At 72.0% G+C, this 19,153-nt stretch carries 22 protein-coding genes; 8 read left to right on the top strand and 14 right to left on the bottom strand.

Annotated features, from left to right (window positions below; translation table 11 throughout):
* The first annotated feature begins 89 nt into the window (after window positions 1–89).
* Window positions 90–275 (top strand): hypothetical protein, encoded by a 186-nt coding sequence (locus B7C62_25420; GenBank protein ID ARF75214.1) that lies wholly within the window; start codon window positions 90–92, stop codon window positions 273–275.
* A 12-nt stretch (window positions 276–287) separates the two neighbouring features.
* Here the strand turns inward: B7C62_25420 and B7C62_25415 are convergent, their stop codons facing one another.
* On the bottom strand, window positions 288–1,121 hold the full coding sequence (locus B7C62_25415) for a hypothetical protein (GenBank protein ARF75213.1): 834 nt from the start codon (window positions 1,119–1,121) through the stop codon (window positions 288–290).
* A gap of 169 nt (window positions 1,122–1,290) precedes the next feature.
* On the opposite strand from B7C62_25415, the gene B7C62_25410 reads away from it, so the two are divergent.
* Window positions 1,291–2,142, top strand: a complete 852-nt coding sequence (locus tag B7C62_25410) for a hypothetical protein (protein ARF77368.1) — start codon at window positions 1,291–1,293, stop codon at window positions 2,140–2,142.
* A 1-nt stretch (window position 2,143) separates the two neighbouring features.
* Entirely contained in the window at window positions 2,144–3,226 is a 1,083-nt protein-coding gene (locus tag B7C62_25405) for a PadR family transcriptional regulator (protein ARF75212.1), read from the top strand.
* A 136-nt stretch (window positions 3,227–3,362) separates the two neighbouring features.
* Here B7C62_25405 and B7C62_25400 read toward each other — a convergent pair whose 3' ends face one another.
* The 6 genes from B7C62_25400 to B7C62_25375 form a co-directional block, all read right to left on the bottom strand.
* The gene (locus B7C62_25400; GenBank protein ID ARF75211.1) at window positions 3,363–3,941 is read right to left on the bottom strand and encodes a peptidase; all 579 of its coding nucleotides are present in this window, start codon (window positions 3,939–3,941) and stop codon (window positions 3,363–3,365) included.
* The gene (locus B7C62_25395; GenBank protein ARF75210.1) at window positions 3,941–4,150 is read right to left on the bottom strand and encodes a helix-turn-helix domain-containing protein; all 210 of its coding nucleotides are present in this window, start codon (window positions 4,148–4,150) and stop codon (window positions 3,941–3,943) included. Before B7C62_25395 ends, B7C62_25400 begins: the two co-directional genes overlap by 1 nt.
* Window positions 4,151–4,181: 31 nt before the next feature.
* The gene (locus B7C62_25390; protein ARF75209.1) at window positions 4,182–4,721 is read right to left on the bottom strand and encodes a GNAT family N-acetyltransferase; all 540 of its coding nucleotides are present in this window, start codon (window positions 4,719–4,721) and stop codon (window positions 4,182–4,184) included.
* A complete protein-coding gene (locus B7C62_25385; protein ARF75208.1) occupies window positions 4,714–6,141 on the bottom strand; it encodes an endoglycoceramidase in 1,428 nt (475 codons plus the stop codon). Before B7C62_25385 ends, B7C62_25390 begins: the two co-directional genes overlap by 8 nt.
* Before the next feature lie 65 nt (window positions 6,142–6,206).
* Entirely contained in the window at window positions 6,207–7,175 is a 969-nt protein-coding gene (locus tag B7C62_25380) for a Zn-dependent oxidoreductase (protein ID ARF75207.1), read from the bottom strand.
* 184 nt (window positions 7,176–7,359) lie between these two features.
* On the bottom strand, window positions 7,360–8,607 hold the full coding sequence (locus tag B7C62_25375; protein ID ARF75206.1) for an NAD-dependent malic enzyme: 1,248 nt from the start codon (window positions 8,605–8,607) through the stop codon (window positions 7,360–7,362).
* Between the two features lie 537 nt (window positions 8,608–9,144).
* Here B7C62_25375 and B7C62_25370 point away from each other — a divergent pair.
* Genes B7C62_25370 through B7C62_25360 form a run of 3 tightly spaced genes read left to right on the top strand, consistent with a single transcriptional unit; the run spans window position 9,145 to window position 11,865 of the window.
* On the top strand, window positions 9,145–10,107 hold the full coding sequence (locus B7C62_25370; GenBank protein ARF75205.1) for an atrA protein: 963 nt from the start codon (window positions 9,145–9,147) through the stop codon (window positions 10,105–10,107).
* Between the two features lie 28 nt (window positions 10,108–10,135).
* Window positions 10,136–11,104 (top strand): ABC transporter permease, encoded by a 969-nt coding sequence (locus B7C62_25365; GenBank protein ID ARF75204.1) that lies wholly within the window; start codon window positions 10,136–10,138, stop codon window positions 11,102–11,104.
* Window positions 11,101–11,865 (top strand): ectoine/hydroxyectoine ABC transporter ATP-binding protein EhuA, encoded by a 765-nt coding sequence (locus B7C62_25360; GenBank protein ID ARF75203.1) that lies wholly within the window; start codon window positions 11,101–11,103, stop codon window positions 11,863–11,865. The genes B7C62_25365 and B7C62_25360 overlap by 4 nt, the downstream gene beginning before the upstream one ends.
* A 75-nt stretch (window positions 11,866–11,940) precedes the next feature.
* Here B7C62_25360 and B7C62_25355 read toward each other — a convergent pair whose 3' ends face one another.
* Window positions 11,941–12,702, bottom strand: a complete 762-nt coding sequence (locus B7C62_25355) for an SAM-dependent methyltransferase (GenBank protein ID ARF75202.1) — start codon at window positions 12,700–12,702, stop codon at window positions 11,941–11,943.
* An 88-nt stretch (window positions 12,703–12,790) separates the two neighbouring features.
* On the opposite strand from B7C62_25355, the gene B7C62_25350 reads away from it, so the two are divergent.
* The gene (locus B7C62_25350; GenBank protein ID ARF75201.1) at window positions 12,791–13,411 is read left to right on the top strand and encodes a zf-CGNR multi-domain protein; all 621 of its coding nucleotides are present in this window, start codon (window positions 12,791–12,793) and stop codon (window positions 13,409–13,411) included.
* Here B7C62_25350 and B7C62_25345 read toward each other — a convergent pair.
* Window positions 13,324–13,848, bottom strand: a complete 525-nt coding sequence (locus B7C62_25345; GenBank protein ID ARF75200.1) for a nickel-type superoxide dismutase maturation protease — start codon at window positions 13,846–13,848, stop codon at window positions 13,324–13,326. The two genes, B7C62_25350 and B7C62_25345, sit on opposite strands and share 88 nt — an antisense overlap.
* A gap of 121 nt (window positions 13,849–13,969) precedes the next feature.
* Here B7C62_25345 and B7C62_25340 point away from each other — a divergent pair, with 121 nt between their 5' ends.
* Window positions 13,970–14,365, top strand: a complete 396-nt coding sequence (locus tag B7C62_25340; GenBank protein ID ARF75199.1) for a superoxide dismutase, Ni — start codon at window positions 13,970–13,972, stop codon at window positions 14,363–14,365.
* A 226-nt stretch (window positions 14,366–14,591) separates the two neighbouring features.
* On the opposite strand, the gene B7C62_25335 is transcribed toward B7C62_25340, so the two are convergent.
* From B7C62_25335 to B7C62_25315, 5 genes are all read right to left on the bottom strand, one after another.
* The gene (locus tag B7C62_25335; protein ARF75198.1) at window positions 14,592–15,473 is read right to left on the bottom strand and encodes an NAD(P)-dependent oxidoreductase; all 882 of its coding nucleotides are present in this window, start codon (window positions 15,471–15,473) and stop codon (window positions 14,592–14,594) included.
* Window positions 15,470–15,865, bottom strand: a complete 396-nt coding sequence (locus B7C62_25330) for a glutathione S-transferase (protein ARF75197.1) — start codon at window positions 15,863–15,865, stop codon at window positions 15,470–15,472. The genes B7C62_25335 and B7C62_25330 overlap by 4 nt, the downstream gene beginning before the upstream one ends.
* 22 nt (window positions 15,866–15,887) lie before the next feature.
* Window positions 15,888–17,549, bottom strand: a complete 1,662-nt coding sequence (locus B7C62_25325) for a peptidase (GenBank protein ARF75196.1) — start codon at window positions 17,547–17,549, stop codon at window positions 15,888–15,890.
* Window positions 17,550–17,681: 132 nt separating this feature from the next.
* Window positions 17,682–18,677, bottom strand: a complete 996-nt coding sequence (locus tag B7C62_25320; protein ARF75195.1) for a reductase — start codon at window positions 18,675–18,677, stop codon at window positions 17,682–17,684.
* 117 nt (window positions 18,678–18,794) lie between these two features.
* Complete coding sequence (locus tag B7C62_25315; GenBank protein ID ARF75194.1) at window positions 18,795–19,151, bottom strand: GntR family transcriptional regulator; 357 nt, start codon at window positions 19,149–19,151, stop codon at window positions 18,795–18,797.
* Window positions 19,152–19,153 lie beyond the last annotated feature (2 nt).

Below are 19,153 nucleotides of genomic sequence, written 5' to 3'. Positions count from 1 at the left end.
CTGAACATCCGGAGGCCCGGTTCCGCGCTCGTCGCGGGGCCGGGCCTCCGGCGTGTCCGGGCGCTTTCCCCGCTGGATATCCTTCTCCCATGTACTTCACGGACCGTGGCATCGAGGAACTGGAGAAGCGGCGCGGCGAGGAGGAGGTCACCTTCGAGTGGCTGGCCGAGCAGCTGCGTACGTTCGTCGATCTCAACCCCGACTTCGAGGTGCCGGTCGAGCGCCTGGCGACCTGGCTGGCCCGGCTGGACGACGAGGACGACGAGGACGCGTAGTCCCGGCGCCCGTCAGCGCGTCTCGGCAGCTGCCCTGGCCCGGTGGTACGCGAGCCCCAGCGCGCCCTGTGCCAGGAGTACGGCCCCGGCGGCGGCCCAGCCCCCGCTGCGGCGGCGCGCGCCCCACAGCAGCAGCGGCAGCCCGGCCGCGAGCTGGGCGGCGGCGATGGCCCGGGCCCGGGGCCCGCGCACCCAGGGGCCGAGGCTGCCGCTCTCGACGGCGTCGAGTTCGACCCGTACGGCATCGCGCCACCCCGCCCACTCGACGCGCTCCGCCCCGCGCTGCACGGCGGCCACGCTGCGCAGCCGGTCGGCGCTCTCGCCCGGGCCGAGCCCGGTCGGCAGGGTGAGTCCCGTACGGGTCAGGACCGCGAGCAGTCCGCGCAGCCGGGCCTCGGCGTCCGCGTCCGGGTCGGGCCGGGTCAGCTCCTCCAGGGCCTGGAGGTCCAGTACGGGGTCGAGCCCGAGCCGGGCAGCGAAGGTGCGCATCGCCTCGTCCTCGCCCGCCGGGGTGCCGTCGGCCAGCCAGGTGTAGCCGACGGGGCGGCGGAATCCGGCGGCGAGGGTGTACCCCGCCCGGTCCGCGTCCCACCACAGGGCGAGCACCGGCCAGGTGGAGCCGACGGCGAGGGCGGTGGCCCAGCCGCCGATGACCCGGTCGACGGGCTCGGGGTCGCCGCCGGAGGGCCCAGCGCCCCGCCAGGGCTTCCCCTCCGGTACGAGGACGCTCCACTCCCCGCCCGCCCGCGTCAGCAGCATCTGCTCGCGCAGCAGGTGGGCGAGCGGCCGTACGGTCTCGGGGTCGGCGCGGCACAGCAGGAGCGCCCCCGTGGATGTCGCGTTCATGGGCCATACGCTAGGGCAATTTGCCCGACTTCGATGACCTTTCGCCCACCACAGAACCCGCAGGTGGCGCTTGACTTCCCCCATCCGCGATATATCGTGTTCTGTACGAGACGCGATATGTTGCGTCACCCTGCTCTGCCCTGCTCTCCGGGAGGTCACATCCATGGCTGTGTCGAAGCGGACGGTCGCCGAGCCGCAGAAGCTCGCCTTCGACGACCCGGTGACCGCGCTCCAGGTACGGATCGTCGGCGGCACGGTCAACGTGGTCGGGACCGACGAGCCGGGCGCCCGGCTGGAGGTCTCCGCCGTCGAGGGGCCGCCGCTGGTCGTCACCCACGAGGACGGCCGGCTGACCGTGGCGTACGAGGACCTCCCCTGGCAGGACCTGCTGCGCTGGCTCGACCCCAAGGGGCGCCACCGCTCGGCGGTGGTCTCGCTCACCGTGCCCGCCGCCGCCTCGGTGGAGGTCGGTGTGGTGGGGGCCGGGGCCGTGGTCTCCGGGATCGGCGGTCGCACGGAGGTGCGCGGCATCACCGGGGACATCACCCTCGTCGGGCTGACCGGAGCGGTCCGGGGCGAGTCCGTCTCGGGCAGCCTGGAGGCCCAGAGCGTCACCGGCGACCTGCGCTTCCACTCCGTGGCCGGGGACCTGACGGTCGTCGACGGGGCGGGCGCCTCGGTCCGGGCCGATTCGGTCAGCGGTGACATGGTGCTGGACGTCGACCCCTCGGGCAGGCCCACCGACATCCGGCTGACGACGGTCTCCGGCGAGATCGCGATCCGGCTGCCGCACCCGGCGGACGCCCGGGTCGAGGCCAACACCGCGAGCGGGGCCGTCTCCAACGCCTTCGAGGACCTGCGGGTCGGCGGGCAGTGGGGCGCGAAGAAGATCACCGGCACGCTCGGCGCCGGGACGGGGACGCTGAAGGCGACGACCGTCTCCGGTTCGATCGCCCTGCTGCGCAGGCCCCCCGCCGAGGACGGCACATACGGTGCCGAGCCGACCGGAAAGGTTCTCTGACATGGCCCCCGTTTTCGCCCACGGCCGACTGCGCCTGTATCTGCTGAAGCTCCTGGACGAGGCGCCGCGCCACGGCTACGAGGTGATCCGGCTGCTGGAGGAGCGCTTCCAGGGTCTGTACGCCCCCTCGGCGGGCACCGTCTACCCCCGGCTGGCCAAGCTGGAGGCCGAGGGCCTGGTCACCCACGCCACCGAGGGCGGGCGCAAGGTCTACTCGATCACCGAGGCCGGACGTGAGGAACTGGCGGGCCGCAGCGGTGAACTGGCCGATCTGGAGCTGGAGATCCGCGACTCCCTCGCCGAACTGGCCGCCGAGATACGCGATGACGTGCGGGGGGCGGCGGGCCGGCTCCGCAGCGACATGCGGGCGGCGGCCTCGGAGACCAGGAACGGTACGGGCGGCGCCGACGCGGGCGCCAAGACCGAACCGTCCTCCCCCTTCGGTGACTTCGGCGACTTCGGCGACTTCGGCAAGCTGGGCGACTTCGGCGACAGCGAGGCGTGGCGCGCGGCCAAGAAGGAGCTGCGCCGGGCCAGGCAAGAATGGAAGGAGCAGGCGCGCCGGGCGAAGGACGAGTCCCGCCGCGCCCGCGAGGAGGCCCAGCAGGCCCGCCGCCAGGCCAAGGAGGCCCAGGACCGGGCGCGCGAGCAGATGCGGGACGCGGCCCGCCAGGTCCAGGAGCACTTCGCCCGGGGCGACTGGCCCTCCGGCGTACGGGACGGGCTGGCCGAGATCACCGGACAGCTCGGCGGCTTCGCCCGTACGGGTGTCTGGCCCCCGTTCGGCAAGCCCGGCCCTGCCGAGTCCGGGGCGACGGGGGCAACCGGCTCCGCCGAGCCCTCCGGGTCCGCTCCGGAGCCCCCGTCCCCCTGGGGCCAGGACGTCCCGGTCACGGACGACCCGGCGCGCGACCTGGACCGCCTCCTGGACCGGTTCCGCGACACCGTCCGGGACGCGGCCCGCGACCACGGGGTGACGGACGCCCAGCTGGCCGAGGCCCGCCACCACCTGGGCACGGCGGCGGCACGGATCGAGGCGCTGCTGACGCCGGAGGAGGACGAGAAGGGGAGCGGGCAGGGCTGAGGGACCCCGGGAGGGCCGGGGACGGGCTGAGGCCGGGGCCCGCACTCGCCGAGCCGAAGGCTGTGCACGGGGCCTGCACTCGCCGAGCCGAAGGCGGGGCTGGCCCCGCCTCCAACCACACCCGCCCCTCCCCCTCTCACCCGGCCTCGGCGTGGCCCTCCCCGTCGGCCTCGGGCCCGTACAGCGCGTGGTGTACGGCCGTGTGGGTCACTCCGTGCTCGGCGAGGGTGTCGGCGACGGTGCCGGGGGTCGCGGTGAGGGCCAGGAGCAGGTGTTCCTGGCCGATGAAGCGGTCGCCGCGCCCCAGGGCGATCCTCAGCGACTTCTCCAGGATGCTCTTCGCCCCCGGGGTGAAGGCGCGGTGGCCCGACCACCACCGGCGGCTGCTCCGGTCGGCGGCGAGGGCGCCCTCGCCGTGGGCGCCCTCGACCCGGTCCACGATGGCGCCGACATCGATGCCGATCCCCGCGAGGGCGTCGGTCTCGGCCTTCGTCAGCCCGCCCCGGCGGCGGGCCTCGGCGAAGGAGGCTTCCAGCGAGGCGCGGCGGCGGAGCAGGCCGAGGGAGGCGACGGCGAAGGAGGCCCGGTCGCCCTTCTGGTCCAGCAGGGCGAGGAAGAGGTGCTCCTCGGTGACCGATCCGGCCCCGACGCGCTCCGCCTCCGCCACGGCGCCCTTCACGGTCGCGCGGGCTCCTCGGTTGAACCGTTCGAACATCAGCGCCTCCCATGTTTCTTGTGCACGGCCTGCCGGCTGACGCCCAGCTCGGCGGCGATCTCCTGCCACGACCACCCCTGGACACGCGCACTGCGCACCTGTACGGCTTCGAGCTGCTCCAGCAGCCGCCGCAGCGCGGCCACCGCCCGCAGCCCGACGCGCGGGTCGCGGTCACCGGCACGTGCGGCCAGATCCGTTGCTTCGGTCATGATGTCAACTTACATTGACACCACCCTCCCGTCAATCAAAGTTGACAACATCGTCCGCGAGACGGGCATGCCGTTCGACGTCGTACCGGGTGTCGCCGTAGCGCAGTTTCCTCCTGTCGATTCCTTCGGGCGCGAACCCCGAGCGGGTGGCGACCCGGCAGGAGGCCGCGTTGTCGGTGCGGTGGCCCAGCTCCAGCCGGTAGAGGCCGAGCGGGCCGAACGCCCACCGCGCCAGTGCCCGGACTCCGGCGGTCGCCACGCCCCGGCCGTGCGCCGCCCCGGTGGTCCAGTAGGAGACCCAGCCCGTGCCGTGAACCGGGTTGACGGCGTTGAGGGCGACGCAGCCGAGCGCCTCGCCGCCCTCCCCCACGACGGCCCAGGAGTAACCGGTCCGGGTGTCCCGTTCCCGCGTGCGGTCCGCGATCCAGCCCAGCGCGTCGGCCTCGCCGGAGATGGTCCGGTCCGTCTGGCGGTCCATCTCGGCCGGGGCGAAGGCGCGGAGCACGGCCGAGGCGTCGGAGGGAAGCCAGGGCCGCAGCAAGAACCCTTCCGGTGCGGTCAGTTCATCCATACGGGCCAGTTTCCCGGACCGTCACCACCACCTCCGCCCCGGGCCACGCCAGCACGGTCAGCCGGCCCCCGTGCGGCGCCCGGCCGAGAACCCGGGCCGGGCCCGCCACCGAGACCCGCCAGCCCCGGGACGAGGGCGGGAGGGAGAGCTCCGTGGTGCCGGGGCGGGCGGCGGCCCGGTAGGCGAGGCGGTAGGAGCGGGTGGTGGCGTCGTACGTGTCGGAGCGGACCGTGCCCGCGACGGCGGGGGCGTACGGGGTCGCCGTCTGCTCCTTGTTCGTACGGAAGCGGCCCCGCTCGTCCACCGCGCAGTAGCCGCCGCCGTAGCACCAGACGTACCCCGCCCAGCCGGAGCTGTAGCGGTTCAGGGAGGCCACGGCCTCGCGGTAGAAACGGCCCATGTTCGGGAGGGAGTTGTTCAGCGGCCCCCACTCCCCGACGACCACGGGCATCCGGTGGCGGGCCGGGTAGGCGGTGACGGCGGCCTCGTACGCCTCGATCCAGCCCGCGTCCGGGTCGTAGTCGGCGCCCGCCTCCATGGCGGTGTTGTAGAAGTGCGGGGCGTACACGGTCCGGCTGTCGTGGATACGGCCGAGACCGGTGGGCACGCCCTCGCCGACGATCGGCGTCGGCTCGACGAAGAGCCAGGTGGAGCGGTCCTTGGCGCGGACGGCGCGGGCGAGCCGGTTGTACATCGGGGTGAGGTGCTCGGCCTCGATGCGGCGGGCGGCGGTCGCCAGGTCCTCGCCCTCGCGCAGCTCCCCCATCGGCTCGTTGATCAGGTCGTAGCCGATGACGGCCGGGTGGTCGCGGAAGCGCTCCGCGAGGACCTGCCACATGGCGGCCTGGGCGCGTCGCAGGTCGGGGTCCTCGTAGAGGTGGGTGAAGGCCCGCTGGACGGCGGGTTCGAAGTACTCCGAGAACCAGTCGTCGGGGTTCGGGGTGAACGGCAGCCCGTCGGTCCGGGTGGCCCACTCCGGGATGCCCCGGTGCCCGAACGCGGGCCCGAAGACGTCCTGGTGGGCGTCGATGAGGACATGGATGCGGTGCTTGCGCGCCCAGTCCAGGATGCGTTCGATCTTGCCCAGGTAGCGCGCGCTGTACTGGCCGCGCCGGGGCTCCAGGTCGTCCCAGAAGACCAGCAGCCGGGCGAAGTTGAACCCGTTCGCCCGCAGGTCGCGGAAGTGGCGTTCGGTGATGGCGCTGAGCGCGGCCTCGCCCCGGTTCGCCTTGTCCTCGACGTTCCAGCCGCGCAGGGTGAGGGTGCGGCCCCGGCTGTCGGTGAGGGGCGGGATGGAGCGTTCGTACGAGGCCGGGGAGACGGGGGCGGGTGCGGGGTCGGCCGTCGCGGCGGGAGCGAGGGCCCCCGCCGCGAGGACGGACGCGACGACAAGTGCTATGAGTGCTCTGCCCATACGCATGGGCGGCATCCCATCAGCAAAGCTGACACTTATTCAAGTATGGGGTGGTGACGACTTCTGTGGAGCTACTCCGTCGGCCGGAGCACGATCTTGCCGAACTGCTCCCCGTCGGCCAGCCGCTGGAACCCCTCACGGGCCCGGTCCAGCGGCAGCACCTCGTCGATGACGGGCCGCACCCCGGTGGTGGCGCAGAACGCGAGCAGGTCCTCCAGCTCGTCCTTGGTCCCCATCGTGGAGCCGACGACCTTCAGCTCCAGGAAGAAGATCCGGGTCAGCTCGGCGTGCGAGGGCCGGTCGCCGCTGGTGGCCCCGGAGATGACGAGGGTGCCGCCGGGCCGCAGGGACTTGACGGAGTGGGACCAGGTGGCGGCCCCGACGGTCTCGATGACGGCGTCCACCCGCTGCGGGAGCCGCGCCCCGGGCTCGTACGCCTCCAGCGCGCCCAGCTCCACCGCCCGCTTGCGCCGGGTCTCGTCGCGGCTGGTGGCGTAGACCCGGAGCCCGGCGGCCTTCCCGAGCACGATCGCGGCGGTGGCGACCCCGCCGCCCGCGCCCTGGACGAGCACGGAGTCCCCCGGCCGCACCCCGGCGTTGGTGAAGAGCATGCGGTACGCGGTGAGCCAGGCGGTCGGCAGACAGGCGGCCTCCTCGAAGGTGAGCTCCTTCGGCTTGGGCAGCACGTTCCAGGTGGGCACGGTGACCTGTTCGGCGAAGGTGCCCTGGTAGCGCTCGGTGAGGATGGAGCGCGGCTCCTCGGGCCCCACCCCGTGCCCGGACTGCCCGATCACGGAGTGCAGGACGACCTCGTTGCCGTACTCGTCGACACCGGCGGCGTCACAGCCGAGGATCATCGGCAGCCGGTCCTGCGAGAGCCCCACGCCCCGCAGCGACCAGAGGTCGTGGTGGTTGAGGGAGGCCGCCCGGACGGTGACGGTGCTCCACCCCGGACGCGCCTCGGGGGCCGGGCGCTCGCCCAGCTCGAGGCCGTCGAGGGGCCGGTCGGGGTCGATGCGGGCTGCGTAGGCGGCGAACATGGCTAGACGATAGGCGGGGCGGGGCGACGGCGTAACCGCATCCGTGTGTGACGCACACCAAGTGCCTGTCCCCCGGCGCTCCGGGGCCGAAAAAAGGGGGGGGCGGGGCCCGTACCGACAGGCCCCGCCCACCACCGAACGCACACGCGTCACCCGCACATGCGTCACCCGCACCCGCGCGGCATCAGCGCCGGGCCACGCCCTCGGCCCGCGCGGCGGCGGCCACCGCGGCGGTGACCGCGGGCGCGACCCGCTCGTCGAACGGCGACGGGATCACGTAGTCGGCGGCCAGCTCATCGCCGACCACGTCCGCCAGCGCGTTCGCCGCGGCGATCTTCATGCCCTCCGTGATCCGGGAGGCCCGCACCTGGAGCGCCCCCGCGAAGATGCCGGGGAAGGCCAGCACGTTGTTGATCTGGTTCGGGAAGTCCGAGCGCCCGGTCGCCACCACGGCCGCGTACTTGTGCGCGATCTCGGGGTGGACCTCCGGGTTCGGGTTGGCCATGGCGAAGACGTACGCGCCCGGCGCCATCGACGCCACCGCCGCCTCCGGGACCGTACCGCCGGAGACACCGATGAAGACGTCCGCGCCGGCGAGCGCCTTCTCCAGCGAACCGGAGATCCCGGCCCGGTTGGTGAGCTCGGCCAGCTCGCGCTTGACCTCGGTCAGGTCGTCCCGGTCCCGGCTGACGATGCCCTTGCGGTCGGCCACGGCGACATCGCCGATACCGGCCTCCAGCAGGAACTTGGCGATGGCCACGCCCGCCGCGCCCGCGCCGGAGATCACGCCGCGCAGATCGCCGAGCGTCCGCCCGGAGAGCTTGGCGGCGTTGCGCAGGGCGGCAAGGGTGACGACGGCGGTGCCGTGCTGGTCGTCGTGGAAGACCGGGATGTCCAACCGCTCCTGGAGCTTGCGCTCGATCTCGAAGCACCGGGGCGCCGAGATGTCCTCCAGGTTGACCCCGCCGAAGGAGGGGGCGAGCCGGACGACGGTGTCGACGATCTCGTCGGCGTCGGTGGTCGCGAGCGCGATCGGCACCGCGTCCACGCCGCCGAACTGCTTGAAGAGGATGGCCTTGCCCTCCATCACGGGGAGGGACGCCTCGGGCCCGATGTCACCGAGGCCGAGCACGGCGGTGCCGTCCGTCACGACGGCCACGACCTGGGACTTCCAGGTGTAGTCGTGGACGAGCTCGGGGTTGTCGGCGATGGCGCTGCACACCTTCGCCACGCCGGGCGTGTAGGCCAGGGAAAGGTCGTCCTTGTCCCGGATCGGGACGGTGGACTGCACGGCCATCTTCCCTCCCCGGTGGAGGGCGAAGGCCGGATCGAAGGGCTCGTCGGCCCCGGTCTCCGCATCCGTCGCGCTCACGCGCCGGATGTCACTGTCGGTAGTGCTGTCGCTGCGAGGATTGACGATCTCCGCTGCCATGGTGTTGACCCCTTAAGTCTTCATCGTTTGAGGGTGGCCACTCCTGGTTGAGGAGGGGTGGGCGGGCACCGCGTACGTGCCCCGCACTGGGCGGTTGGCCCGCCCCGGCAGGGAGAGGTACGTACGCGCGGGCGCGCCGCACACGCGCCCTGAGCCCCGGATGAGGGGTGTAAACGTCTTTCTTACCGGACCAACCCTGTTACGCACGAGTCCATTCCGATGCGGTGACGTGACTCATAGTCGAATATCTGGACAAGTCGGCAAACCGGCACAAATGCCGTCCGATGCGCCAGGTCCACCGAAGATTCTTCGGCGCTGGGGACGGTTCACCACAGAAGGTCCGGTCCAGACCTATCGGTCACGCGAGTTCGGGTGTTGCCCGTTATCCGATTTTGACATGACTGGGCCCCTGAATCGGCTGGTCCGAATGGCAGGATGCCGTCATCAAACGAGGTGCCGACACTCGAAGGTGCGTGCCAAGCCTCCTGAAAGCCCCCCACTCTCTCTTTCATCCCTCACCTGCCGGAGGTTCCCGACATGACCGCAAGCATCACGCGTCGCAAGACCGCCAAGTCCCGGATTGCGGCGGTCGGCGCCATCGCGGTCGCCGGCACCCTGCTGCTCACCGCCTGTGGCGACCAGACCGACAGCGCGTCCGCGGGGAGCGGCGACAGCACCGCCACCAAGGCCGGTGCCCCGCTCTTCTCGAAGCTGCCGGAGAAGTACCAGAAGTCGGGTGTCATCAAGGTCGGCACGAACGCCGAGTACGCCCCGATGGAGTCCGTCGAGAACGGCAAGATCGTGGGCGTCGACCCCGACATCGCCGCGGAGCTCGGCAAGAAGCTCGGTGTCGAGTTCACGTTCACCTCCGGCAACTTCGACGGGCTGATCACCGCCCTGAACTCCGGCCGCCACGACATCGCCATGTCGTCCATCACGGACAACAAGCAGCGCCAGGAGGGCCTGGACGACTCCGGCAAGAAGCTGGGTCCGGGTGTCGACTTCGTCGACTACTTCCTCGCGGGCACCGCCGTGTACACGAAGAAGGGCAACCCGCAGAACATCAAGTCCATCGAGGACCTCTGCGGGAAGACCGCCTCCGTGCAGCGCGGCACGACCTACGAAGAGGCCCTCAAGAAGCAGTCCAAGGCGTGTACGGACGGCGGCGAGAAGGCCATCAAGATCGAGTCGTTCGAGAACGACACCGAGGCCCAGACCCGGGTCAAGTCCGGCGGTGCGGTCGCCGGGGTCAACGACTACCCGGTCGCGGTCGACCTGGCCCGCAAGGCCGACGGGGGCAACGCCTTCGAGGTCGTCGGCGAGCAGATCGACGCGGGCCCGTTCGGGATCGCCGTCAAGAAGGACAACACCGGGCTGCGGGACGCCCTGAAGGAGGCCGTCGACGCGATCATCGCCGACGGTTCGTACCAGAAGGTGCTCGACAAGTGGGGCGCCGGCACGGGAGCGATCGACAAGGCCGCCATCAACGGCGGCAAGTGACCGGACGCTTCACTGAAGGGCAGTCACCATGACTGACAAGTTCGACAAGACACCCGCCGCCTCACCGGCCGGACCGGTGTCCGTCTCCAAGGGCTCCACCACGGCCCCGGAGAACATCAAGGCCATCCCTGTCCGGCATGTCGGCCGCTGGATCAGCGGTGTCGTCGTCCTCGGCCTCCTCGCCGCGCTCGTGTACGCCTTCTCGCAGGGCAACATCCAGTGGCACGCGGTGGGCGACAAGCTGTTCGACAGCACGGTCCTCGCCGGGGCCGGACGCACCGTGCTGATCAGCGTCCTCGCGATGGTGCTCGGCGTGGTCCTCGGTGTGATCCTGGCCGTGATGCGCCTCTCGAAGAACCCGGTCACCAGCTGGGTCGCCTGGCTGTACATCTGGTTCTTCCGGGGCACCCCCGTCTACGTACAGCTGCTGCTCTGGTTCAACCTGGCGCTGATCTTCCCGATCCTGAACATCCCGTTCATCTACAAGGACGAGATGACGGACGTCATGACCCCGTTCATGTGCGCCCTGCTGGGGCTCGCGCTGAACGAGGCCGCCTACATGGCGGAGATCTGCCGCGCCGGTATCCAGTCGGTCGACGAGGGCCAGACCGAGGCGTCCCACGCGCTCGGCATGACCCAGGCGAAGACCATGCGCCGGGTGGTCCTGCCGCAGGCGCTGCGGGTGATCATCCCGCCGACCGGCAACGAGTTCATCAACATGCTCAAGACGTCCTCGCTGGTCTACGCGGTGACGTACAACGAGCTGCTCCGCTCCACCTCGCAGATCGGCTCCACGTCGTACGCGGTGATGGAGATGCTGTTCGTCGCGTCCATCTGGTACATCGTGATGACCAGCGTGTTCAGCGTCGGCCAGTACTACCTGGAGCGCCGCTACGCCCGGGGCTCCCTGCGCTCGCTGCCGCTCACCCCGTGGCAGCGCGTCAAGGTCAACCTCGCCTCGTTCAGCAACCGGCCCTCCGGAGGTGTCTCCGCATGACCACCCCCATGGTGAAGGCCGAGGGCGTCCACAAGTCCTTCGGCGCCGCCCACATCCTCAAGGGCATCGACCTGGAGGTCGCCCCGCGTGAGGTGTTCTGCCTGGTCGGCCCGTCCGGCTCCGGCAAGTCGACGTTCCTGCGGTGCATCAACCACCTGGAGCAGATCAACGCCGGCCGGCTCTGGGTCGACGGCCAACTGGTCGGGTACCGGCAGAAGGGCGACAAGCTCTACGAGCTCAAGGACAGCGAGGTCGCCCTCCAGCGCCGGGACATCGGCATGGTGTTCCAGCGGTTCAACCTGTTCCCGCACATGACGGCCATCGAGAACGTCATGGAGGCCCCGATCCAGGTCAAGGGCGAGGCCAAGGCGGTGGCCCGGGCCCGGGCCGAGAAGCTGCTGGACCGGGTGGGCCTCGGCGACAAGACGAAGAACTACCCCTCCCAGCTCTCCGGCGGCCAGCAGCAGCGCGTCGCCATCGCCCGCGCGCTGGCGATGGAGCCGAAGCTGATGCTCTTCGACGAGCCGACCTCCGCGCTCGACCCGGAGCTGGTGGGCGATGTCCTGGACGTCATGCGCGGTCTGGCCGAGGACGGTATGACGATGATCGTCGTCACCCATGAGATGGGCTTCGCCCGCGAGGTCGGTGACGCGCTGGTCTTCATGGACGACGGTGTGGTGGTCGAGTCGGGCCACCCGCGCGATGTGCTGACCAACCCGCAGCAGGACCGGACGAAGGCGTTCCTGTCGAAGGTGCTGTAACCCGCTCGACGGGCTCGACAGGAGAGGGCGGTACGGACACGGGTCCGTACCGCCCTCTCCCGTGTGTGGTGCCGCCTACTTCACGGCGAGGACGAGGCTGTCCGAGGGCGAGGCCCAGACCGCGCGGGCCTCACCGAAGCCGGAGGCGAGCAGGGTGCGGGCGTGCCAGTCGGCGGAGGGCATGTCGCCGTCCGCGTGCTCGCCGTAGATCGCGAACCGTTCGGCGGTGGGCCCGGCCAGTACGGGGTCCGCGGCGGCGAGCGCCCACCACTCGGCCCAGTCCAGGGCACCGGCGGCCTTGGCGCGGTCCATGGCGGCGTGCCGGTGGGCGCGCTCGGCGGCGTTGATCCGGGGGGTGGCCGGGTCGATGGTGCGGTCGGCGTTCATGAAGACCCCGCCGTCCCGGACGAGCCTGCCGAGCTGCCCGTACAGGGCGGCCAGCGGCTCGCTGTGCAGCCAGTGCAGGGCGGTGGCGGTGAGGACGGCGTCGTACGAGGTGTGCGGCAGCCGGACCGTCCACTCCGGGTCCTTGAGGTCGGCGGTGACGAAGGTGACCCGGTCGTCGCCCTCGAAGGTGCCGCGCGCTATGGCCAGGAGCGCGGGGTCGAGGTCGACCCCGGTGCTCGTGGCGTCCGGGAACCGCTTGAGGAGCCGGTCCGTAATACTTCCCGTACCGCACGCGAGGTCGAGCACCCGGGGCGCGGGGCCGACGACCGCCTCGACCATGTCCAGCATCACCCGGAACCGCTCCTCGCGGTCGGGCATGTACCACTCCTGCTGGCGGTCCCAGCTCTCCTGCCAGGACCGCCAGTCGGTGCTCGTCCCCGTCTCCGTCACGCCAACCTCCAAGTAAGCCTCTTGAACGTCGGCCACCCATTACACTGACCGACACCCCGACCCTAGACCGACCCGGTAAGGACTACAAGTGGAACTGGCCTATTACTCGGACTACGCCGTGCGCCTGGTCAACACCGAGGAGCCGGCCCGTAACAAGGACGCCCTCACCTCGGTCGAGGCGGTCCGGGAGCTGTTCGGCGCCAACCAGCAGGCGGCGCGGCGGGCGACGGACGCGGACGTGACCCGTTTCCGTTCCGTACGGGGGCGGCTGCGCGCGGTCTTCGAGGCGGCCGACGGCGGGGACGAGACGCTCGCGGTGGACCTGCTCAACTCGCTGCTGCTGGAGTTCCCGGTGAGCCCGCAGATCTCCGGCCACGACGTACGGGACGAGGACGGCCGCCCGGACTGGCACATGCACCTGGCCGACCACCCCTCGAACGCGACCGCCGGCTACACGGCCATCGCGGCGATGGGCCTCGCCTTCCACCTGACCTCGCACGGCGTGGACCGGCTGGGCCTGTGCGAGGCGGCCCCGTGCCGCAACGCCTACCTGGACACCTCGACCAACCGCTCCCGGCGCTACTGCTCGGACCGGTGCGCGACCCGGGCCAACGTGGCGGCCTACCGGGCCCGCAAACGGGCGGAGGCGGACCGGACGGGCCGCACGGCCGAGACCGCCCAGCCGAGCAGTTCGGTCGCGGACCGCTGACCCCTGGGCGTCTTCGCCGGAGGCCGGTAACGGGCCCGCACCCGGGCGAGCACGAGCTCCTCGGGCACCACCCCGTAGTCCGTGCTGTCCCCGCCCGCGAACGTGTTGTCGCCCCGCACCCACCAGCCGCCCGGCCGCCGTTCGACCGCCCGCTTGACCACCAGCAGGTCCTGCTGGAAGGGGTGACGCAGGATCACCACGTCACCGGGGCGCACGGGCACCCCGTACTGCACCAGCAGCAGATCCCCGTGGTAGAGCGTGGGCACCATCGAAGGCCCCGTCACCTCCACGACCCGCCACGGCCGCCGCGCACCCCGCCCGCCTCCGGACACCCGGCCCCGCTCCGGCATCTCGGCCACCTCCCGGTCCTCCTCCGCCGCACCGTAACGCGTACCGCGCCCCGGACGCCGCTCCGCGCGTACCGCGGCTCCGTACATTCGGCCGACGGCCCGATTCCCACCCCGGACTTTTGACCTAAGCCCCTGGGGCAGCCACGGAAAGCGGCGCTCCACGGAGTAATGTCCCACCTGAGAAGACGATCACGAGGAGGACAGCTCCATGCTTTCCCGCCTGTTTGCCCCCAAGGTGAAGGTCAGCGCCCACTGCGACCTGCCCTGCGGCGTCTACGACCCGGCCCAGGCCCGTATCGAGGCCGAGTCGGTCAAGGCCGTCCAGGAGAAGTACCAGGCCAACGAGGACGCGGACTTCCGCACCCGCGCGGTCCTGATCAAGGAACAGCGCGCCGAGCTCGCGAAGCACCACGTCTCGGTGCTCTGGAGCGACTACTTCAAGCCCCCGCACTTCGAGAAGCACCCGGAGCTGCACCAGCTGATCAACGACACCCTGAAGGCGCTCTCCGCGGCCAAGGGCTCGAACGACCCGGCGACGGGCCAGAAGGCCCTGGACCTGATCGCCGAGATCGACAAGATCTTCTGGGAGACCAAGAAGGCTTGATCTCCGGTTGGGCCGTCCGACCCACGGTTTCGCCGGTCGGACTCCCTACCTGACCGCACCCGGTCCGCAGGCCGCCGAGCACGGCGTCCATGCGGACCGGGTGCGGTCTTTCGCTGTCAGTGGGCCCCTGGTGCGGCCGACCGGTCCCTGACCGCCACCGGCAGCCCCACGGGCCGTCGGCCCCGGGAAACCGCCCCTGGGACAACGGCCTTGAAGGCTTCGGGGCTCAGACGCCGGGCAGCAGATGGCGGTAGCTGTCCGGGTTCTCCGCGAGGTAGTCGGCGAAGCTCATGGCGGGGCGGCCGGTCAGGGTGGGCACCGCGTCGGACACGGCCGCGAGTTCACCGGCCGCGATCGCCTCGTACGAGGTGACCCAGCCGGCCACCTCCCACTCCGGCGCCCCGTACCCGGCCCGGGAGGCGTAGGCTTCCTCGACGGTCTCGGGGACGTAGCGGATGGAGCGTCCGGTGACCCGGCTCAGCTCCTCGGCGGCCTCCGCCAGGGTGAACGCCTCGGGTCCGGTGAGGTCGTAGCCCCGGCCGTCGTGGGCCGTGGACTCGTCCAGCAGGACGGCGGCGGCCGCGTCCGCGATGTCCTCGTGGGCCACGGCGGCGACCCGGCCGTCACCGCCCGGACCGCGCAGCACCCCGTCCGCACCGGCCATCGCGGGCAGCCCCGCCAGGTACCAGTTGTCCCGCAGGAACGTGTGGCGCAGGTCCGCCGTGCGGATGTGCGCCTCGGTGTGCCAGTGGTCGCGGGCGAAGGTGAACGTGGCGTCGGGCGCCGCGCCCTGGAAGGACACGTACACGATCCGCTCCACGCCCACCGCCACGGCCGCGTCCACCGCCGTGATGTGCTCGCGCACCCGGTCGGGGCTCTCGTGGGCGGAGACCAGGAACAGGGTGTGCGCCCCCTCCAGGGCCCGGCGCATCGCCTCCGCGTCGCCGTAGGGGGCGGCGGGGGCGCGGTCGGCGCCGGGCAGGTCGGGGAGGCGGGCCGGGTCACGGCCGAGGAGGCGTACGGGGACTCCGGTGCGGGCGAGCCGCTCGGCGACCCGGCCGCCGACCGCTCCGCTCGCTCCGGTCACCGCGGTGAGGGGGCCGGTCACTGGGGTTCGTCTTCCTCTCGTCGTACTCCATGAGCTCCGGAGGCTCCGGAAACCGCGGGCCAGGGCCGCACCTCCACGACCGCCTCCACCGGGAGCGGTCCGTACAGGTGCGGGAACTCCTCGCCGCCGGGCTTCATCGCCTCGTACCGGACGGGGTCGGTGAGGCGGGCGGGGTCGACGACCAGGACCACCAGGTCCCGGCCGCCGTCCCCGTCCCCGCCTCCGTCGCCGTACAGCATCCTTGCCACACCAGGGAGTTGGTGGGGAAGGGAGAGGTGGATGAAGCCCTCCTCCTGGAGGGTGCGGCCGCGGGTGGACATCTCGTACGTCCCTGACCCGCGGGCCGCCTCCCACAAGGGTGCTTCGGCGAGGTGCAGCAGCAGTTCGGTCATCGAACCACGCTAGCGGGCGCTGCTAGTAGGTGCGGCGCCGTGCCCTGCGCGTGGCCACGAGGACCGTTCCACCGGCGGCCACCAGCGCTGCCGCGATGGACCCGATGATCCATTCACCGCCGCGCGACCCGGTGTCGGGCAGCTGGCCCGGGTGGGACGGAGACGGGGTCGGCTTCCACGTCGGTGTGTCGGTGGGACCCGGGGTGGGCTCGGTGGGCGTGGGGGTCGGGTCGGTGGGGGTGGGGGTCGGGTCGGTGGGCGTCGGCGTCGGGTCCGTCGGGGTGGGGGTGGGGTCCGTCGGAGTCGGCGTCGGGTCCGTCGGAGTCGGAGTGGGGTCCGTGGGAGTCGGAGTGGGGTCCGTCGGCGTGGGCGTCGGGTCCGTGGGAGTCGGCGTCGGGTCCGTCGGAGTCGGCGTCGGGTCGGTGGGGGTTGGCGTCGGGTCCGTCGGGGTCGGCGTCGGGTCCGTCGGCGTGGGCGTCGGGTCCGTCGGCGTGGGCGTCGGGTCCGTCGGGGTCGGCGTCGGGTCCGTCGGGGTCGGCGTCGGGTCCGTCGGGGTCGGCGTCGGGTCCGTCGGCGTCGGCGTCGGGTCCGTCGGCGTGGGCGTCGGGTCCGTCGGCGTGGGCGTCGGGTCCGTGGGCGTGGGCGTCGGGTCCGTGGGAGTCGGCGTCGGGTCCGGGCCGCAGGTCGGGAGGTCGCCGTCGAACGGGTACGCGTGGATCTCCTGGCCACCCGAGGCGCCCGAGGTGTGGGTCAGCGAGCCTGCCGTGTAGAAGCGACCGTTGGTGCCGCTCATGGAGAGGGTGGTGGTACTGGTGGGCTGACCGACCAGCACGCTGCCCTGGAACTGGGCCGGACCGGACAGCGTCAGGTCCGTCGCGTCCGGGAAGTTCCACAGCAGGCGCTCACGGAGCCCGGCGTTCGGGAGGGTTCCCATGAACGTGGCGACCGTACGGGCGTCCCCGTAGACGTTGACCAGGACGGTCGCCCCGGCGGGAATGCCGTTGAAGGTGAAGCCCACGTTGCCGCCGCCCGCAGTGGTCAGATCCGCGTCCACGTCGAAGATCTGGATCGCCGAGGAACCGTCCCCGGTGAACGTGAACGTGTCGCCGACCCTCTCCCAGGTGCCGGTCGCGGTGCGGTGCTCGTCGCCGTCGTACGCGTAGCACTGGCTGGCCTCGGTGAGCTGCGGGCGCAGGCCGGTGAACGGGGTGACCGCGTCGGGGTCGAGGCGTGGGGCGGTCGTCGGGTTCACCGTGCCGGTCAGGGCGCCCGCGTGGGCGACCTGGCCGGAGTTCGAACCCTCCTCGGCAATCAGGCGCTCACCGTCGGCGATGCTGACAGTGCCCCCCACCGAGAGGTAGTCGGAACCGTTCGGGGGCGGTACTCGTGAGCCCACGCCCACGATGCCGATGTTGTAGATCTGCGATACGCCGTCCCGCTTATCCATGTCGAACCGGCCGAGGGTGACGATCTTCCCCTCGGCCTCGGCGGCGGCCTCCCTGACCAGGAAGTCCCCGCCGACGTAGATGTTGATGTTCTCGTCGTAACCGGCGACCGGTCCGTTGTTGGGGTCGTTCCATACGGACGGGCATTCGCTGCCGAGGCAGGGACCCAGCCCGCCCGGCAACGGATCGGCGGCAGCGGCCGGGGCCAGCATGCCCACCATCGCCGCGGCCGTGGCCACTGTCACTGCTGCCCGGATTGTGTTGCCGCGCCTGCGCGCCTGTTGTTCCATGCCGCGCAATATGCATCTTTAATACTAGTCATTTGTTATGACACGCCGGACTTGCCCTCATACGTAGACCTATAGGAGGGCTCAGAGAGCCAGGAGCTTCGCCTCCAGCCGGGGATCGAGGCCGACGGCGGGCCGGTCCGGCCGCTGGGGCGCGGTGCCTCCGCGCCCGCACAGCCAGGACCAGGTGGCGGCGACGGTCTCGCCGACCGGCCGGCAGCGGAGTCCGGCCGCCTCGGCCCTGCCGTGGCCGCCCGCGTACATGGCGTCGTACAGCTCGCCCGGCGGCAGCCAGATCGGCAGCCCGGTCCAGGGTTCGACCCCGGCGGCGAGCAGGGTGTCCGGGTCCGTCCAGCGCAGCTCGGCGCCGGAACCCGTGACCCGTACACAGGCGTCGAGCAGTTCGCCCAGGGTGGCGTGGCCGGGGCGGCTGACCGTGTTGTACGCGCCGTGCAGCCCGGCCGCCGCCGCGTCCAGGAGCCAGCTCGCCAGGTCGCGGGCGTCGATGTACTGGAGCCCCGCGGTACGGGGACCGGGGGCGATCACCGGGCCGCCGCGCGCGATCCGCGTGAGCCACCAGGGCAGCCTGCCGATGTTCTCCCCCGGGCCGATGATCAGCCCCGCCCGGGCCAGCAGCGCCCGGTCGCCGAAGGCGTCGAGGGCGGCCAGCTCACCGCCGCGCTTGGCCCGGTCGTACGGCACGTCACCGGCCCCGCCGCCCTCGTCGGGAGAGGCACCGGTCACCAGCGGTCCGTCCTCGTCCAGCCCGGCCGGTGCCGGGTAGGCGTAGACCGAGCGGCTGGAGACGTACGTACAGTGGCCCGCGCGGTCCGCCAGGAGCCGGGCGCTGTCCCGTACGGCGGTGGGCACCCCGCTCCAGGTGTCGACCACCAGGTCCCAGTCGCCCCGGTGGTCCGCCAGCCCCGCGAGCCCCTCTCTCCCGCCCGTACGGTCGCCCGTCAGCACGCGCACGCCCGGCGGCGGGGCGTGGTGGCCCCGGTGGAAGACGGTGACCTCCCAGTCCCGCTCCAGCGCGGCATCGGTGACGGCCCGTCCGACGAACTCCGTACCGCCCAGCATCAGCAGCCTCATGGTCCGAGCCTGCCCGGCCGCACCGCCCCGGGGAACACCCGCATGCTGTCAGCAGAACGGGGAACTCCCGAGGTGTCCGTCTCGGACCGGGAGGAAGGGGCCGGGTCAGGAGCCCAGTTCGGCGCGGACGAGCGTCAGCAGCTCCTCCTCCGTCAGGCCCAGCTCCCGGGCGTCCGCGACCACTTCGCGGACCCGCTCCAGCAGTTGGGCCCGGCGCGGGGAGGCGGCCCCGGTGACCATCGCGCCCCGGCCGCGGCGCAGTTCGATGAGTCCCTCCTCGCGCAGCCGCTGGTAGCCGCGCAGCACGGTGTGGACGTTCACCCCGAGGGATTCGGCGAGTACCCGGGCGGCGGGGAGCCGTTCGCCCGGGATCACCGCGCCCTCGGCGACCGCGCGGCGTACGGACGCCGCGATCTGGTCGCCGAGCGGCACGGTGGAGGCGGGGTCGACCCGGAAGAGCATGG

Origin of the sequence: Kitasatospora albolonga (assembly GCA_002082585.1) — a bacterium.
In the GTDB taxonomy this organism is placed as follows: Bacteria; Actinomycetota; Actinomycetes; order Streptomycetales; family Streptomycetaceae; genus Streptomyces; species Streptomyces stephensoniae.
The sequence above is the reverse complement of the archived record's forward strand: the minus strand, read 5'-3'. Positions and strand labels throughout refer to the sequence as shown.

Excerpts from the sequence above, each read along its gene's own strand:
- B7C62_25345 (ARF75200.1), bottom strand. The coding sequence starts at position 13,848 with ATGTACGGAGCCGCGGTACGCGCGGAGCGGCGTCCGGGGCGCGGTACG.
- B7C62_25390 (ARF75209.1), bottom strand. The coding sequence starts at position 4,721 with ATGGATGAACTGACCGCACCGGAAGGGTTCTTGCTGCGGCCCTGGCTT.
- B7C62_25415 (ARF75213.1), bottom strand. The coding sequence starts at position 1,121 with ATGAACGCGACATCCACGGGGGCGCTCCTGCTGTGCCGCGCCGACCCC.
- B7C62_25340 (ARF75199.1), top strand. The coding sequence starts at position 13,970 with ATGCTTTCCCGCCTGTTTGCCCCCAAGGTGAAGGTCAGCGCCCACTGC.
- B7C62_25320 (ARF75195.1), bottom strand. The coding sequence starts at position 18,677 with ATGCTGGGCGGTACGGAGTTCGTCGGACGGGCCGTCACCGATGCCGCG.
- B7C62_25375 (ARF75206.1), bottom strand. The coding sequence starts at position 8,607 with ATGGCAGCGGAGATCGTCAATCCTCGCAGCGACAGCACTACCGACAGT.
- B7C62_25405 (ARF75212.1), top strand. The coding sequence starts at position 2,144 with ATGGCCCCCGTTTTCGCCCACGGCCGACTGCGCCTGTATCTGCTGAAG.
- B7C62_25395 (ARF75210.1), bottom strand. The coding sequence starts at position 4,150 with ATGACCGAAGCAACGGATCTGGCCGCACGTGCCGGTGACCGCGACCCG.
- B7C62_25400 (ARF75211.1), bottom strand. The coding sequence starts at position 3,941 with ATGTTCGAACGGTTCAACCGAGGAGCCCGCGCGACCGTGAAGGGCGCC.
- B7C62_25315 (ARF75194.1), bottom strand. The coding sequence starts at position 19,151 with ATGCTCTTCCGGGTCGACCCCGCCTCCACCGTGCCGCTCGGCGACCAG.
- B7C62_25360 (ARF75203.1), top strand. The coding sequence starts at position 11,101 with ATGACCACCCCCATGGTGAAGGCCGAGGGCGTCCACAAGTCCTTCGGC.
- B7C62_25420 (ARF75214.1), top strand. The coding sequence starts at position 90 with ATGTACTTCACGGACCGTGGCATCGAGGAACTGGAGAAGCGGCGCGGC.
- B7C62_25330 (ARF75197.1), bottom strand. The coding sequence starts at position 15,865 with ATGACCGAACTGCTGCTGCACCTCGCCGAAGCACCCTTGTGGGAGGCG.
- B7C62_25385 (ARF75208.1), bottom strand. The coding sequence starts at position 6,141 with ATGCGTATGGGCAGAGCACTCATAGCACTTGTCGTCGCGTCCGTCCTC.
- B7C62_25365 (ARF75204.1), top strand. The coding sequence starts at position 10,136 with ATGACTGACAAGTTCGACAAGACACCCGCCGCCTCACCGGCCGGACCG.
- B7C62_25370 (ARF75205.1), top strand. The coding sequence starts at position 9,145 with ATGACCGCAAGCATCACGCGTCGCAAGACCGCCAAGTCCCGGATTGCG.
- B7C62_25380 (ARF75207.1), bottom strand. The coding sequence starts at position 7,175 with ATGTTCGCCGCCTACGCAGCCCGCATCGACCCCGACCGGCCCCTCGAC.